This is a genomic window from Lacrimispora sp. (genome assembly GCF_036758025.1).
In the GTDB taxonomy this organism is placed as follows: Bacteria; Bacillota; Clostridia; order Lachnospirales; family Lachnospiraceae; genus Lacrimispora.
In genome coordinates this window covers 83,385-96,750 of the sequence record NZ_DAIOXM010000013.1, presented here as the reverse complement: position 1 = coordinate 96,750, position 13,366 = coordinate 83,385, and the positions used below count along the sequence as shown (strand labels likewise).

18 protein-coding genes and 1 pseudogene are annotated in these 13,366 nt (G+C 43.9%); 14 read left to right on the top strand and 5 right to left on the bottom strand.

All coding sequences use genetic code 11. The annotated features are described in order from the left end of the window. Positions 1-88 precede the first annotated feature (88 nt). The 3 genes from V7M78_RS12595 (at position 89) to V7M78_RS12585 (ending at position 2,042) form a co-directional block, all read left to right on the top strand. Positions 89-673 carry a LysE family transporter gene (locus V7M78_RS12595; protein WP_333650030.1) on the top strand — a complete coding sequence of 195 codons (585 nt, stop codon included), beginning with the start codon at positions 89-91 and terminating at the stop codon, positions 671-673. A gap of 23 nt (positions 674-696) precedes the next feature. Beyond that, positions 697-1,296 carry a DNA-3-methyladenine glycosylase family protein gene (locus V7M78_RS12590; RefSeq protein WP_333650028.1) on the top strand — a complete coding sequence of 200 codons (600 nt, stop codon included), beginning with the start codon at positions 697-699 and terminating at the stop codon, positions 1,294-1,296. Between the two features lie 152 nt (positions 1,297-1,448). After that, positions 1,449-2,042, top strand: coding sequence for a rubrerythrin family protein (locus V7M78_RS12585; RefSeq protein WP_333650026.1), 594 nt, complete (start codon positions 1,449-1,451; stop codon positions 2,040-2,042). Positions 2,043-2,093: 51 nt separating this feature from the next. On the opposite strand, the gene V7M78_RS12580 is transcribed toward V7M78_RS12585, so the two are convergent. Then, positions 2,094-2,438, bottom strand: coding sequence for a GIY-YIG nuclease family protein (locus tag V7M78_RS12580; RefSeq protein WP_333650024.1), 345 nt, complete (start codon positions 2,436-2,438; stop codon positions 2,094-2,096). A gap of 232 nt (positions 2,439-2,670) precedes the next feature. Between V7M78_RS12580 and V7M78_RS12575 the strand changes: the two genes are divergently transcribed. The 10 genes from V7M78_RS12575 to V7M78_RS12530 all read left to right on the top strand — a co-directional run bounded on the left by V7M78_RS12575 (position 2,671) and on the right by V7M78_RS12530 (position 11,117). Beyond that, the gene (locus tag V7M78_RS12575) at positions 2,671-3,315 is read left to right on the top strand and encodes a hypothetical protein (RefSeq protein WP_333650022.1); all 645 of its coding nucleotides are present in this window, start codon (positions 2,671-2,673) and stop codon (positions 3,313-3,315) included. A gap of 58 nt (positions 3,316-3,373) precedes the next feature. Beyond that, the gene (locus tag V7M78_RS12570; protein ID WP_333650020.1) at positions 3,374-4,105 is read left to right on the top strand and encodes a class I SAM-dependent methyltransferase; all 732 of its coding nucleotides are present in this window, start codon (positions 3,374-3,376) and stop codon (positions 4,103-4,105) included. Between the two features lie 145 nt (positions 4,106-4,250). Then, positions 4,251-5,177 carry a tocopherol cyclase family protein gene (locus V7M78_RS12565; protein ID WP_333650018.1) on the top strand — a complete coding sequence of 309 codons (927 nt, stop codon included), beginning with the start codon at positions 4,251-4,253 and terminating at the stop codon, positions 5,175-5,177. A gap of 138 nt (positions 5,178-5,315) precedes the next feature. After that, positions 5,316-5,807 carry a C-GCAxxG-C-C family protein gene (locus tag V7M78_RS12560; protein WP_333650016.1) on the top strand — a complete coding sequence of 164 codons (492 nt, stop codon included), beginning with the start codon at positions 5,316-5,318 and terminating at the stop codon, positions 5,805-5,807. 1 nt (position 5,808) lies between these two features. Continuing rightward, positions 5,809-6,714, top strand: a complete 906-nt coding sequence (locus V7M78_RS12555) for a TDT family transporter (protein ID WP_333650014.1) — start codon at positions 5,809-5,811, stop codon at positions 6,712-6,714. 175 nt (positions 6,715-6,889) lie between these two features. Further along, complete coding sequence (locus V7M78_RS12550) at positions 6,890-7,261, top strand: GntR family transcriptional regulator (protein ID WP_333650012.1); 372 nt, start codon at positions 6,890-6,892, stop codon at positions 7,259-7,261. A 5-nt stretch (positions 7,262-7,266) separates the two neighbouring features. Beyond that, complete coding sequence (locus tag V7M78_RS12545; RefSeq protein WP_333650010.1) at positions 7,267-8,115, top strand: ABC transporter ATP-binding protein; 849 nt, start codon at positions 7,267-7,269, stop codon at positions 8,113-8,115. Next, positions 8,112-8,762, top strand: coding sequence for an ABC-2 transporter permease (locus V7M78_RS12540; RefSeq protein ID WP_333650008.1), 651 nt, complete (start codon positions 8,112-8,114; stop codon positions 8,760-8,762). The genes V7M78_RS12545 and V7M78_RS12540 overlap by 4 nt, the downstream gene beginning before the upstream one ends. Positions 8,763-8,945: 183 nt before the next feature. Continuing rightward, positions 8,946-10,142 carry an acetate/propionate family kinase gene (locus V7M78_RS12535; RefSeq protein ID WP_333650006.1) on the top strand — a complete coding sequence of 399 codons (1,197 nt, stop codon included), beginning with the start codon at positions 8,946-8,948 and terminating at the stop codon, positions 10,140-10,142. Positions 10,143-10,232: 90 nt separating this feature from the next. Beyond that, a complete protein-coding gene (locus tag V7M78_RS12530; RefSeq protein ID WP_333650004.1) occupies positions 10,233-11,117 on the top strand; it encodes a hypothetical protein in 885 nt (294 codons plus the stop codon). A gap of 81 nt (positions 11,118-11,198) precedes the next feature. Here the strand turns inward: V7M78_RS12530 and V7M78_RS21650 are convergent, their stop codons facing one another. Both V7M78_RS21650 and V7M78_RS12525 read right to left on the bottom strand, forming a co-directional pair. Then, positions 11,199-11,465 carry a glutaredoxin family protein gene (locus V7M78_RS21650; RefSeq protein ID WP_442914654.1) on the bottom strand — a complete coding sequence of 89 codons (267 nt, stop codon included), beginning with the start codon at positions 11,463-11,465 and terminating at the stop codon, positions 11,199-11,201. A 12-nt stretch (positions 11,466-11,477) separates the two neighbouring features. Continuing rightward, a pseudogene (locus V7M78_RS12525) lies at positions 11,478-11,996 on the bottom strand (peroxiredoxin); the annotation flags it as partial. Between the two features lie 81 nt (positions 11,997-12,077). Here V7M78_RS12525 and V7M78_RS12520 point away from each other — a divergent pair. Further along, on the top strand, positions 12,078-12,254 hold the full coding sequence (locus V7M78_RS12520; RefSeq protein ID WP_333650000.1) for a hypothetical protein: 177 nt from the start codon (positions 12,078-12,080) through the stop codon (positions 12,252-12,254). A 62-nt stretch (positions 12,255-12,316) separates the two neighbouring features. On the opposite strand, the gene V7M78_RS12515 is transcribed toward V7M78_RS12520, so the two are convergent. Then, positions 12,317-12,784, bottom strand: a complete 468-nt coding sequence (locus V7M78_RS12515; protein ID WP_333649998.1) for a GlcG/HbpS family heme-binding protein — start codon at positions 12,782-12,784, stop codon at positions 12,317-12,319. An 18-nt stretch (positions 12,785-12,802) separates the two neighbouring features. Then, a complete protein-coding gene (locus tag V7M78_RS12510; protein ID WP_333649996.1) occupies positions 12,803-13,348 on the bottom strand; it encodes a BMC domain-containing protein in 546 nt (181 codons plus the stop codon). Positions 13,349-13,366 lie beyond the last annotated feature (18 nt).

Here is a 13,366-nt window from a genome sequence, read left to right as displayed (position 1 = left end):
AAATAAGAATTGGCTATTGTACATCCGTCGTGGTATCCTAGAGCGTGTTTGAAACATGTTCTGAATAAAAATGAAAAGGATGTATATTATGCCAGGTTATGTTTTACTTAATTTCTTTATATATGTTGCAATCAATGCTTTTACACCGGGGCCGGGAAATATTCTGGCACTCAATACGGTGACTAATTACGGATGGAAAAAAGGAAAATCTTTGTTTTTCGGAATCTTTGCCGGATATTATGCGGTGCAGACCATTTGCGCCGTATTTGTTCACGGAGTAAGTTCTTTGCTGCCAAATGTTCTTGGAGTTATGAAATACATCGGCGCAGCTTACATTCTGTGGCTGGCAGTTCACATTGCGATGAGTAAGGCAAGCAACGGTGAGGCAGAAAAGTCGGCTTCTTTTTTAAAGGGTTTTATGCTGCAGTTTGTGAACGTGAAAATTTACATGCTGGGCATTACCGCCATGACCGGATACATAACCCAGTACAGCACCTCTTTTCTAATGATTCTGGGATTTGAACTGATTATAGCAACAATAGGAGTTATTGCAACACTTACATGGATTGGTATGGGAATGGCCATTCAAAGAGTATATTTGAAGCATTTCCGTATCATCAATATTATCCTGGCAATCATATTGCTGGAATGCGTTTATGGCATGTTAAAATAAAGCGGATAAGGAAATTACTGCCTATGATAAAGTATTCACAAAAAGAAATGGAATATATTTCCCGGAAAAATGATGTGATGAGGGATTTGGTCAGCCATTTTGGCCATATGGAAAAAGGGGTGTCAGGAGATGTGTTTTCTTCCCTTGTTATGAACATCATCGGGCAAATGCTGTCAAACCGGGTGGCAGAGGTTTTGTCTCAACGGTTTCTCCATATAGTGGGAGATATTACTCCCAGCCATATTCTGGCCGCTGATATTGATGCCATAAAACAATGCGGAATTTCCAAAAGAAAAGCGGAATATATCATGTCTCTGGCACAGGAGGTTTCCGAAGGCAAATATGACTTTTCTCTTTTAGAGAATATGTCAGACGAAGAAGTGATTAAATATTTAATGCAGATCAAAGGTGTGGGACGGTGGACTGCGGAAATGATCGCAGAGTTTACCATGGGGCGCCTGGATATATTCAGTTATGATGATGTGGCTCTGCAAAACGGAATCAAGAAAGCCCATGGATTTAAAACATTGAGCAGACAGCGGTTTGAGGGCCTAAGAAAGAAGTATGCGCCTTATTGTTCTGTTGCATCATTGTACTATTACGCATTGAATGATGAAAGATAATGGGATTGAAACCATAAAATCCTGCCTTTATTCTGAAATGGGCGGCATTCTTTTTAAAGGTGACAGAGGGGAAGCCCCAGGATATATGGGGAAGAATAGGCCGGCGTGAAACTGGTAATACTACTGGTAAATCAAACCAGGAGGAATCGAACATGGTCACGCTGAAAGATAGTATTACAAAAGAGAATCTGTTAAGAGCCTTTGCAGGAGAATGTCAGGCCTGGCGGCGTTATGAGTTTGCCGCAACCCAGGCAAAGAACCAGAATCTTGAAGTGCTGTACTGGCTTTTCCACTATACGGGAACCCAGGAAAAGGAACATGCTGAGATATTTTACAATCACTTAAGAGAATTCAATGGACAGGAAATCACCATTGATGCAGGCTATCCCATTGATCATTCCAGTGATATGCAGGAACTTTTGAAGCTTGCCGCACAGCATGAAGCCGCGGAACACGATACGATTTATAAATCCTTCGGCGATAAGGCAAAGGAGGAGGGATTTTCCAATATTGCAAACTCCTTTTACATGATTGCTGAAATTGAAGAGGTGCACAGCCAGCGCTTTACCCGGTATGCCAATCTGGTTCAGAACAACCGGTTGTTTGACAATGAAACTCCTACGGAATATATCTGCTTAAACTGCGGACATGTTCATAACGGAGCCAAAGCGCCCCAGGTCTGTCCGGTCTGCAGCCACAATCAGGGATTTTTTGTACGGAGGGATGATTCTCCCTTTGGAAGATAAAAGAAAGAGTTATTTCAGCCATGTTCGGATGGCTGAAATAACTCTTATATTTTACTTCCAGATTTTCTCTGCATGGGGGTCTTCTGCCAGACATATTTCCCTCAGTTCTTCTAATTCTGCGGTGTGATCCTGAGCAGGATCCTCATATTTTAAAACTTTTAAAACAGAGCATTCAAAACCTTCCAGATCATATTGGTTCCATAATTCCTGAAGCTTTTTATTTGGGTGGGAATTTGAGGATAATTTGACGCAGATGCTGTTGAAGCCGGCTTTTGTATCCGTGGAAATCCCCAGAAAAGCCTGGCCTGTTGCTTTGCAGCGCAGGGAAATGACTCCCATTTCAGGGCGGCGGTTTTTATATTCTTCTAAAAGCAGTTTTCTTCGTTTCATGTCCATTTATCTTTACCTCCTGAATCATTGTACCCTAATCCATTTCTCAAAGCAATCTACGCTCCGTAGACAAAACATAAAAGTTTAATCTTTTTTAATAGATGGCTCATAGTGTTTAGAGAAGATATGTGATACAATAAGTGCTCTGAGATTATCAATGGAACAGAGTTTGTACATATAATATAAGTAATAATGATTCTCTGCGACAGCAGATCAATATAGAAATGAGATGATATATATGGAAATAAATAAAACAACATCAGGTAATATAAAATTAAGCAGAAGCGAAGTTTTTAAAATAAAGGATGGAAACCGCATTTATAACGGACCGGATCAGAGCTGGTATCGAAAGGGTTTTCAAAGGCTGGCAGGGTGCGGCCCTACCTCCTGTTCCAATATTATATGGTATTTATCCCAGACAAGAGAAGAATATAAGGAGCTGTGCTCCTATGACGGCACCACTTATAAAGGTTTTTTAAAGCTTATGGAGGAGGTGTGGAAATATGTGACTCCGGGTCTTATGGGACTGAATAAAATTGAAAAATTTGAGCAGGGAGTCATTGAATTTGGAGAAAGTAAAGGCTTTCAATTATCCTGCGATCTGCTGAAAATACCGGAGAAAATCCAGATGGATGAGGAAAAAATAAGGGAAACCTTTGACTTCATTGAATGTGCTCTGAAAAAAGATCTGCCCGTTGCTTTTTTAAACCTTCACAACGGGAACCTTCATAATCTGGAAAGCTGGCACTGGGTGACAATTTATGAGTCAGACAGAAAACATGGTCTGGTGTCTATTTTAGATCAGAGCAGGCTGGAAGAAATTGATTTAAGGTATTGGCTGGGAAACACCAATAAGGGCGGAGGTTTTGTGACCGTATATTAATTCCTCTTCCATATATTATCAAAGCCCAAATCAAACATAAATACAGGAGAAATGAAAGATGAAGCAGAATAAATACGATGATAAAATATTTTTTGAAAAATACAGCCAGATGGACCGTTCTGTAAAGGGGCTTGAGGGCGCCGGAGAATGGAAAACCTTAGAATCCATGCTGCCTGATTTTAAAGGGAAAAGGGTGCTGGATTTAGGCTGCGGATTTGGCTGGCATTGCCAGTATGCGGTGGAGCATGGGGCGAAGGCGGTTACCGGAGTTGATATTTCTGAAAAGATGCTGGCTGGGGCAAGAGAAAAAACAGATGATTCCATATGCTATATCCAAATGCCCATAGAAGAAATATCCTTTGATCAAGACTCTTTTGATGTGGTCATCAGCTCCCTTGCCTTTCATTATCTGGAGTCCTTTGACCAGATTGCCGGGAAGGTGTCCTCCTGCCTTGCAAGCGGGGGAGATTTTGTCTTTTCCGTGGAGCATCCGGTTTTTACCGCTTACGGCAGCCAGAACTGGTATTACGATGAAAACGGAAACATCCTTCATTTTCCCGTTGACCGCTACTTTTTTGAGGGAAAGAGAGAAGCGGAGTTTCTGGGCGAAAAGGTCATAAAGTACCACAAAACCCTTACTACTTATATCAATGGGCTTATACAGGGCGGCTTTGAGCTGACCGGAGTTGTGGAGCCTCAGCCGTCAGCTCATTTGCTTGAAACAGTAAAGGGGATGGAGGATGAGCTTCGCAGGCCCATGATGCTGATTGTTTCCGCAAAGAAAAAATAAATCATATGTGAAAAGACATTGGAATGAAAATTCCGGTGTCTTTTTTGCATTGTCCGGTACAAAGAGTTATGAAAAGCCATCCATCCGGAAATCCTATGGTTATGATTACAAAATGAAGGAAGCAGACGGAGGTATGACTTAAAGGATGAATAAGAAAATTTTACAGAGTAAAAAAGAGTTTGGTAAAAAAGTAAAAACAGGATATTTTGAAGGATGGTATTTTAAACACCAGAAGGGTGATACCGTATTAGCTCTGATTCCAGGGCAGAGTGTGGATGAAAATGGGGGAAAGCATCCCTTTTTGCAGATTATCTGGAATGAGGATTCCTATTTCATAGAGTTTGAAGAGGAGGATTATCTGGCAGATAAACGGCAGGGAAGGGTTATGGTGGGAAACAATGTTTTTTCCCGGAGAGGGGTCAGGCTGAATATAAGATCAAATGAGGTTGCCATTGAGGGCACTATTGGTTATGGTCCTTTAAGCCCCATTCGTTATCCCATTATGGGGCCCTTTCAGCTGGTTCCTTTTATGGAATGCAGCCATGAAGTGATCAGCATGGTCCATTTCCTGCAGGGAAGGGTGAGGATCAATGGAAAGGTGCTGGATTTTAACGGCGGAAAGGGGTATATAGAAGGGGATAAGGGCAGTTCCTTTCCAACCGATTATCTATGGCTCCAATGCAACCAATTCCGTGAGGCTGCTGCTGTTATGGTTTCCATTGCAAACATTCCCTTTCTCGGACGCAGCTTTCAGGGGTGTATCTGTGTGGTTCATTATCAGGGAAAGGAGTACCGGTTTGCCACATATTCAGGGGTGAAGGTGGTGAGAAAAAGAGAAACCGCAGTTGTGTTAAAGCAGGGGAATTATTGCCTGGAAATATTTATATCAAATCAGAGAAAATCCGGAGATGCAAGATTTTCCCATAAGCTTCCTGCACCGGACCAGGGAAATATGAGCCGGTTTATAGAGGAAGCCCACATGGTTAAAGGAAGGTTTATATTGTACCAAAAGGAAACTTTGATCTTTGATCTGACCAGCAGGCATGTGAGTTTTGAGTATGTGGAAGGATAGGGTAATCCATAAATTCCCTTGGTTGATAGAGACTGTCTATAAGTACCTCCCATCTATCATGTTTATCTATTGGACGTAATGCATAATCCCTAATAAAATAGATATATCAACATTAAATATGCGGGAGGTTACACAAAGATGAATGTAAAACAGGAGGTTAGTGTAAAGAAGATTGGTGAAGAGGCGGAGGCATTGTTCCGGGGCGGTTTCTTTTGCTCGGAGGCAGTTATGAGCTCCATTCGTTCCAACTTCGAACTGGACATACCTGAAGAGGTTATTGCTATGGCATCGGGATTTCCGGTGGGGATCGGACGTTCCAAATGCCTGTGCGGAGCAGTATCCGGAGGCGTTATGGCCCTTGGACTGTTTTTTGGACGGACCAAACAGGGAGATCCTAAGGTGGAGAAAAACCTGGAAGTGGCAAAGGAGCTTCACGACTGGTTCAAGGAAAACAACGGGAAAAATGCACTGTGCTGCAGAATATTGACCAAGGAATTTGACATGGGTGCAGGAGAGCACAAGGAGCAGTGCATAAAATTAACCGGAATGATAGCAGGAAAAGTAGCTGAAATCGTGGTTCGGGAATTCGGCCTCACCAATGTGGATGAATTACAGCTTGCGGGGGAATGAGATGATTAAGAAAACACCTGTTCCAATGGCAGGGCTTATGCTGGGGCTGGCAGCCCTGGGCAATCTCCTGCAAAGCTATTCGGAGGCTGTCCGCCTGCTGTGCGGAGCCATTTCAGCCATACTGGGAATTTTGATTCTGTGCAAATGTCTTTTTCATTTTGATATGGTAAAAGAAGATATGAAAAATCCGGCGGTGGCAAGCGTGTCAGGAACCTTTTCCATGGCATTGATCTTGCTGTCGGCCTATGCAAAGCCTTTTATGGGCAGCAGTGCAGTTTATATCTGGTATCTGGGAATCGGATTACATACTTTGCTTATCGTGTATTTCACCGTCCGTTTCCTTTGTAAATTGAATATGAAAACCGTATTTGCCAGCTACTATATCGTGTATGTTGGAATTGTCGCAGCCAGCGTCACAGCACCTGCATTTGGACAAACAAGACTTGGGCTGGGGATTTTCTGGTTTGGTCTGGTCTGCTGCCTGATTCTGCTGGTGCTTGTAACAGTCCGGTATGTGAAGCATAAGGAGATTCCGGAACCGGCAAGGCCGCTGTTTTGTATCTACACGGCACCGGTCAGCCTTTGTCTGGCAGGTTATCTCCAGTCTGCAGAGGTAAAATCACCGGGAATGGTTCTGTTTCTTTTGATATTGGCTTCAGTGCTGTATTTATCAGTGCTGATCCAGCTTCCTAAATTTCTGGCTTTGCCATTTTATCCAAGCTACTCCGCCTTCACATTTCCTGTTGTCATCAGTGCCATTGCATTGAAGATGTCAGCCGGATTTCTGGGAAAGGCAGGCTATAGCGTAAGCTTTTTACCGGCGCTGGTGACTGTGGAGACGGTCATTGCAGTATGTCTGGTTGTTTATGTATTCATTCGGTATATGAAGTTTTTGTTCAGCAAATAAGTATAACGCCAAGCAGACAGCGGGGAAGGGAAACCTTCCCCGTTTTTTGCTGTGGCTGAAAAAGCGGGAAAAATATCTGCATTATCTTTGGTTTTATAAAAAATAGTGATAAACAGTATATAACAGTTGACAAATATGCGGCACTGTTATATACTGTTTATCGAGGAGGGGAATTATGAAGCTGATTATTAATAATTCATCCATGCAGCCTATTTACGAGCAGATTGTGGAGCAGATTAAAGGTCTCATTATACAGGAACAAGTGAAAGAGGGGGATATGCTTCCCTCGGTGCGGTCTTTGGCAAAGGACTTAAGGGTCAGTGCCTTGACCGTAAAGAAGTCTTACGATGCACTGGAGCAGGAGGGCTTTGTCATAACTGTTCACGGCAAAGGCAGTTTTGTGGCCGGAACCAGTCCCAATCTGGTTTTAGAGGAACGGAAAAAAGAAGTGGAAGCTGATCTGGAAACAGCTATTCGGAAGGGTAGAAGCTGTGGGATGAGCAATGAGGAACTGATGGAGTTGTTTCATATTGTTTTGGAGGATTGATCAGGATGTTAAAGTTAGAAAATGTGGAAAAGTATTATGGTGATTTCAATCTCAACTGTTCTATGGAATTGCGCCCAGGCTGTATCACCGGGCTGATCGGGCCAAACGGCGCGGGAAAAACCACAGTATTTAAGTCGGTTTTGGGTTTGATCACTGTAGACGGAGGCCGTATTACGGTCTTTGGAAAGGAACCTGATTCCCTGACTTCTCAGGACAGGGAAGACATTGGAGTTGTATTGGCTGATTCAGGATTCAGCGGATATTTGTCCATTGAGGATATTATTCCGGTCATGGAGAGTCTTTATAAAAAATTTGATAAACAGGAATTCAGAAAGAAATGTAAGGAATTTGACCTGCCTTTTCAGAAAAAAATCAAAGATTTTTCCACCGGAATGAAAGCAAAGCTGAAAGTGATTGCAGCCATGTCCCACGGCGCCAGGCTGTTGATTTTAGATGAACCGACCTCAGGGCTGGATGTCATAGCGAGAGATGAGATATTGGACTATATCAGAAGCTATATGGAAAATGGGGAAAGATCCGTACTGATCAGCTCCCACATATCAGGCGATCTGGAAACCTTATGTGACGACCTGTATCTGATTGACGGAGGCAATCTGGTCCTTCATGAAGAAACAGATGCCCTTCTTGGCAATTACTGTCTGTTAAAAGTAACGGAAAAGCAGTATGAAGAACTGGATAAACGGTACATCATTAAACGCAGGAAAGAAACTTTTGGCTATAGCTGTCTTTCGGACCGAAAACAGTTCTATCTGGAAAACAGTCCCGGGCTGGTCATAGAAAAGGGAAGTATTGATGAGGTGATTACAATGATGATTCGAGGTGAGAAAATATGAAAGGATTATTGATCAAGGATTTGATGCTGCTGAAAAATCAAAAGAGATTTTTGGTTGTGCTGCTGATTGCGTGCGGAGTCATGTTGTTTACCAACAATGATCCTTCTTTCGTTATCAATTATTCGGTTCTTATTTTTTCCATGCTTGCATTGAGCACCGTCAGCTATGATGAACTTGAAAATGGCTTCTCCTTCCTGTTCACCCTGCCCATAAGCAGAGCCGGATATGTGGCTGAAAAATATATATTCTGCTTACTGGTCGGCGGGGCAGCCTGGCTGCTGGCATCCTTGATTGCAGTTGTGGGTGTGGTTTCCGGGCAGGGGTGGGAGCTGTCCCAGGCTCTTTCCATGGCTTTTGTTTCCCTGGCAGTGACCCAGGTGCTTTTTTCAGTGACCCTGCCTCTTCAGTTGAAGTTTGGGGCGGAAAAAGGCAGAGTCGTATTGATGGCAGTCATTGGCTTTTTAGTGGCAGGGGCTTTTGTCCTTGTGAAAAGACTGGGGAATTTGGATTACAATATAGGCAAGGCGGCAAAGCTGGAGGTTATGGGACCTGTGAAATTTGTTGGATTGGCGCTTCTTGTTTGTTTGGCTGCTTTTGCTGTTTCTTATTATGTATCCGTCAGGATTATAGAGAAGAAAGAATTTTAACATAGCCGGTTCAGATGGAATAAAAAGAAAGGGAAACTCGTTTTGTGAGTTTCCTTTTTTGATTGCATTCATAATGGAAAGTCTTAAAATTACCGTTTTCCCCTCTGTAATGTATATTCGTTGAGTCCGGCCTTCATTGTATAATGTTCGTATTGAAAATACCTGCAGGAGGGGAAGAGATTTATGAATATATTGGTTATCAACTGCGGAAGTTCTTCTTTAAAATATCAGCTGATTCAATCGGATACGGAAACCGTACTGGCTAAAGGGATCTGTGAGCGGATTGGTTTGGAAGAAAGCCGGGTTTCTTATGAACCTGCTAATGGGAAGAAAGAAACGAAGATAGTTTCCATGTCTACTCATTCAGAGGCAGTCCGCATTGCCCTGGACGTGCTTACAAATGAGCAGAGCGGAGTCATAAAGACATTGGAGGAAATTGGGGCTGTAGGTCACCGGGTGGCTCACGGAGGAGAGTTTTTTACATCCTCTACCTTGCTCAATGAAAAAGCCATCAAGGCAGTTGCAGACTGCTGTGAGATTGCGCCGCTGCACAATCCTCTCAGCCTAAGCGGTATCTATGCCTGCAAAGAGCTGATGCCAAAAGTGCCTATGACTGCGGTTTTTGATACGGCGTTCCATCAGACCATGCCGAAGAAGGCCTACTTATATGGGGTTCCCTACGAATACTATGAGAAATATAAGATGAGAAGGTATGGTTTTCATGGAACCAGCCACAGCTATGTAGCGAAAAGAGCAGCAGCACTTCTTGGAAAGCCGGCGGCTTCTTTAAAAACAATTGTGTGCCATCTGGGAAATGGTTCCAGCATTGCGGCGGTAGAATATGGAAAATCCATTGATACTACCATGGGATTCACTCCCTTGGAAGGTCTGATTATGGGAACCAGAAGCGGCAGCATCGACCCGGCCGCACTGCAATACCTGATGCATAAAGAGAATCTGAATATTGACGATATGCTTGGTATTCTCAATAAAAAGTCAGGGGTTTACGGAATTTCCGGCAGATCCAGTGATTTCCGTGACTTAGGGGAGGCAAAGAAAGCGGGCAGTGAGCGGGCAGCAGATGCCTTAGAGATATTTGCCTATCAATGTGCAAAATTCATAGGGGCATATGCAGCCGCCATGAAGGGGGTGGACGCAATTGTCTTTACTGCAGGTATTGGAGAAAATGATAAGGACACCAGGGAAAGAATATGTGAATACTTATGCTGGCTGGGAATCCGGATTGATGAATCTGCAAATTCCAGACGGGGAGAAGAGATGAAGATTTCCACATCTGATTCCAATGTCACAGTTATGGTAATTCCCACCAATGAAGAGTTAGAGATTGCCAGAGAAACCTTACGGCTGATTATGTCTTGATATTACCTGTTTTCAGAATGAATAGTATAATTAAAATTCCATAAACAATGTTAAAATTTAATTAATCAGAAAACAGGAAAGGAGAAAGGTATGGATATTTTTGCATTAATCGCATCATTTGGGGGAGGCATTATTGGAGCTTATATGGGAGCACTTCCTGCATTTATTCTTACGGGAGTCATTGCAATTACAGGTGCCGGAGTGGCTATGGGGGGAGGGGCTGATATGACGGTTGGATTTATTGCCTTCGGTTCCTACCTTGGGCCCCATGTTGCATTTGCCGGAGGAGTTGCTGCAGCCGCTTACGCAGGAAAGCAGAAAAAACTGGGCAGCGGAACTGATATTTTGTCTTCTCTCAACGGTCTTTGTGACCCTATGACATTGATTGTAGGCGGTATTTTTGGCGTGTTTGGTTTCCTGGTACATTATCTTATGGGTTCCATCCTTCACTTAAACACAGATCTTCCGGGTATTACTGTTGTTATTTCTGCAATTGTTGTTCGTTTTCTCTTTGGAACCAGCGGTCTTATAGGGAAAGCTCCGGCAAGCGAAAAGAGAGAATATTTTACATCAGGAAATGGCATGATGTGTAATGTACTGCTGGGACTGGGACTTGGTACAGCCGTTGGCTTTATATATCAGGTATTGGTAAACAGCGGAGCCGGCGACGCAGTTCTGGGAAGTTATCCGATCCTTTGCTTCGGTATAGCGGCCGCGTCACTGATATTTACACAGACAGGATTTGCAACACCGGCAACCCATCATATCGCATTGATTGCCGCCCTTGCTGTGGCTGCTTCCGGAAATCCTGCTTTGGGTCCAATCTTCGGTATCATCGCCTCATTAGTAGGTGATTTTATGGCAAAAACCTTTAACAGCCATTGCGATACCCATATTGATCCACCGGCGTTTACCATTTTTATCCTTACATTTATTATAAACGCTGTATTCGGAAACGGCTTTTTCAGTGTCTAGGCCTTATCTTACATATCTGAAACGGCTGATCTCCCATACGTGTTTAAGTTTCGGAGATCAGCCGTTTCAGATGGCTATAGTCTATAGTCTGTTTAAAATTTCTTTTATTTTATCAAGACGGAAGCCGGATATCTCGTGAGTTCCGATGATGGTGACCGGCAGTGCTGTGTAGCCCCTTTCTTCCATAAAGGACTGGCCGGCCTGGTCAGTTTCCAGATTGATTTCCTGAAAAGAAAGTCCCTGGCTCTGTAAATAATCTTTGATCTGACTGCAATACGTACAGCCGGGGAGGGAGTAAAGCTTGATATTTTCTGATGAAGCTGCGGCTGGCTGAGGTTTCTCAACCACCTGCTCCGGAGTGAGGTTGCTGCTTCCAACGGTCCAATTGGCGCCGCACAGGCCGTTTGTCTGCAGGGCTTTTAATACCCTTAAGATTTCTTCTGTATTCCGGCCTATATGATTGTCGTGGATTACGCTGTAACGCACCGTCAGTTCGGGATCAATGATAAAAAGACCGCGGAGGGCGATTCCTTCATCCTCCAGCAGCACGCCGTAGTCAGAAGACACGGACATGGTCTTGTCAGCGGCCATAGGATAGTTTAAGTGTCCCAGACCATTCCGAATCCAGGCCTGATGGCAGTATTTGCTGTCAGTGCTGACAGAAAGCAGTTTTGCCCCTGCTTCCTGGAAAAGGCGGAAGTCTTTGCTGAAACCGGTAAGCTCCGTAGGACAGACGAAGGTAAAGTCCATAGGGTAGAAGAAAAGGATGAGCCATGAGCCTTTATAGTCATCCAAATCCAGTGTGATGAATTCTTCTCCGTCACCGGTGACAGCTTCCATGGTGAAGGGGGGTGCCTTTTTATTGATAAGTCGTTCCATTTAGTACCTCCTTTATTGGAAATGTGTTATAATACCGTATCAAATTGTTGAAATATATATCTATCATACGGAGGAAATGCCATGAATAAAAAAGATGAATTTGCAGGTAATTTTTATCAGACAGACGAGGTAGAAAAGATGCCGGACGATTGTCCCAGTTGTCTGTATAAAAATAAAAAGGTGGAGAAGAAACCTGATGAATGCCCTAACTGTTACTATAATCCCCCCAAAAAGGAGGATTTAACAGAGGGCACGTAAGTGTTCCCTTTTCCGAAGTCTAAAGCCGCCTGCTGGCGGCTTTTTTCGTTACGCTGCAAATATCATGATTCCCAACGAGCTATGATATGTTTTGCGACACAGATATCTTGTTCCAGAGTACCTCCTGAAACACCCAGGCCGCCGATACAGCGGCCTTTTCTCATAATAGGAATTCCTCCGCCAAATACGCAGAAGTTTCCCCCTCCGGTTTCTGCAAGGCCATAGAGGGGCTGCCCCGGAAGCACGGAACCTGCCAACTCCTCCGTAGGAATTTGCAGAGCCGCCGCAGTATATGCTTTCGATAGGGAAATGGCAATGCTCCCAATAAAAGCGTTGTCCATGCGCTGCTGGGCAATTAAATTGCCGCCGCTGTCTACAACCGCTATGACCATTGAAACCCCTGATTCCAAAGCTTTTTCTTTCCCCAGTTCTATGAGGAGCAGAGCATCACCCAGGGTAATTGTCTCAAGCCTCAGTGTATCCACAATAGCACCTACAAGCTTCTCCATCTGGTTTTCTTCCATCATCATCGTTCCTCCTGATATCTGTTACAGCAAGCTGTCATAAAGCTCCTTTGCCGGGTGGGCGATCACAATCTTTTCAATCATGGAGCCTGTGGCCTCGGCAGTTTTTGCACCGGCATTTACGGCTGCTTCCACGGCTCCCACATCACCTGTAAGGGTGACAAAAGATTTGCCGCCGATTCCCGTTCCCAGGCGGATTTCTATTAAGGTTACATTAGCTGCTTTCACTGCACTGTCCGCAGCTATAATAGCTCCGGCAATGGAGAAAAACTCCAGTACGCCCAGGGCTTTACGCTCAGGTACGGAAACAGACATATGAATGGCTTCTATGACTTGAGGATGGACTCTGGGAATCAAAAGTTTGTCTATCATATTGCTTTTTGCCGCTGCCTCACCGCTGGTTAAAGAAGTTTCCACTGCAGAAACCTCTCCGGAGATTAATATCTGATACTTTCCGGGACAGCTGGGCCTTGCGGCTATCAGTTTGACATCTGCGGCCTTCAGCATCATATCTGCAGCCAGAATCCCCCTGGCAATGCTGTTCAATTCTAAAAATCCAATGGTAATCATAATACCCTCCTTGTCTGG

What these genes read in the sequence shown, in the direction of transcription:
- V7M78_RS12595 (WP_333650030.1), top strand. Translation starts at nt 89, where the DNA reads ATGCCAGGTTATGTTTTACTTAATTTCTTTATATATGTTGCAATCAAT.
- V7M78_RS12590 (WP_333650028.1), top strand. Translation starts at nt 697, where the DNA reads ATGATAAAGTATTCACAAAAAGAAATGGAATATATTTCCCGGAAAAAT.
- V7M78_RS12585 (WP_333650026.1), top strand. Translation starts at nt 1,449, where the DNA reads ATGGTCACGCTGAAAGATAGTATTACAAAAGAGAATCTGTTAAGAGCC.
- V7M78_RS12580 (WP_333650024.1), bottom strand. Translation starts at nt 2,438, where the DNA reads ATGGACATGAAACGAAGAAAACTGCTTTTAGAAGAATATAAAAACCGC.
- V7M78_RS12575 (WP_333650022.1), top strand. Translation starts at nt 2,671, where the DNA reads ATGGAAATAAATAAAACAACATCAGGTAATATAAAATTAAGCAGAAGC.
- V7M78_RS12570 (WP_333650020.1), top strand. Translation starts at nt 3,374, where the DNA reads ATGAAGCAGAATAAATACGATGATAAAATATTTTTTGAAAAATACAGC.
- V7M78_RS12565 (WP_333650018.1), top strand. Translation starts at nt 4,251, where the DNA reads ATGAATAAGAAAATTTTACAGAGTAAAAAAGAGTTTGGTAAAAAAGTA.
- V7M78_RS12560 (WP_333650016.1), top strand. Translation starts at nt 5,316, where the DNA reads ATGAATGTAAAACAGGAGGTTAGTGTAAAGAAGATTGGTGAAGAGGCG.
- V7M78_RS12555 (WP_333650014.1), top strand. Translation starts at nt 5,809, where the DNA reads ATGATTAAGAAAACACCTGTTCCAATGGCAGGGCTTATGCTGGGGCTG.
- V7M78_RS12550 (WP_333650012.1), top strand. Translation starts at nt 6,890, where the DNA reads ATGAAGCTGATTATTAATAATTCATCCATGCAGCCTATTTACGAGCAG.
- V7M78_RS12545 (WP_333650010.1), top strand. Translation starts at nt 7,267, where the DNA reads ATGTTAAAGTTAGAAAATGTGGAAAAGTATTATGGTGATTTCAATCTC.
- V7M78_RS12540 (WP_333650008.1), top strand. Translation starts at nt 8,112, where the DNA reads ATGAAAGGATTATTGATCAAGGATTTGATGCTGCTGAAAAATCAAAAG.
- V7M78_RS12535 (WP_333650006.1), top strand. Translation starts at nt 8,946, where the DNA reads ATGAATATATTGGTTATCAACTGCGGAAGTTCTTCTTTAAAATATCAG.
- V7M78_RS12530 (WP_333650004.1), top strand. Translation starts at nt 10,233, where the DNA reads ATGGATATTTTTGCATTAATCGCATCATTTGGGGGAGGCATTATTGGA.
- V7M78_RS12520 (WP_333650000.1), top strand. Translation starts at nt 12,078, where the DNA reads ATGAATAAAAAAGATGAATTTGCAGGTAATTTTTATCAGACAGACGAG.
- V7M78_RS12515 (WP_333649998.1), bottom strand. Translation starts at nt 12,784, where the DNA reads ATGATGATGGAAGAAAACCAGATGGAGAAGCTTGTAGGTGCTATTGTG.
- V7M78_RS12510 (WP_333649996.1), bottom strand. Translation starts at nt 13,348, where the DNA reads ATGATTACCATTGGATTTTTAGAATTGAACAGCATTGCCAGGGGGATT.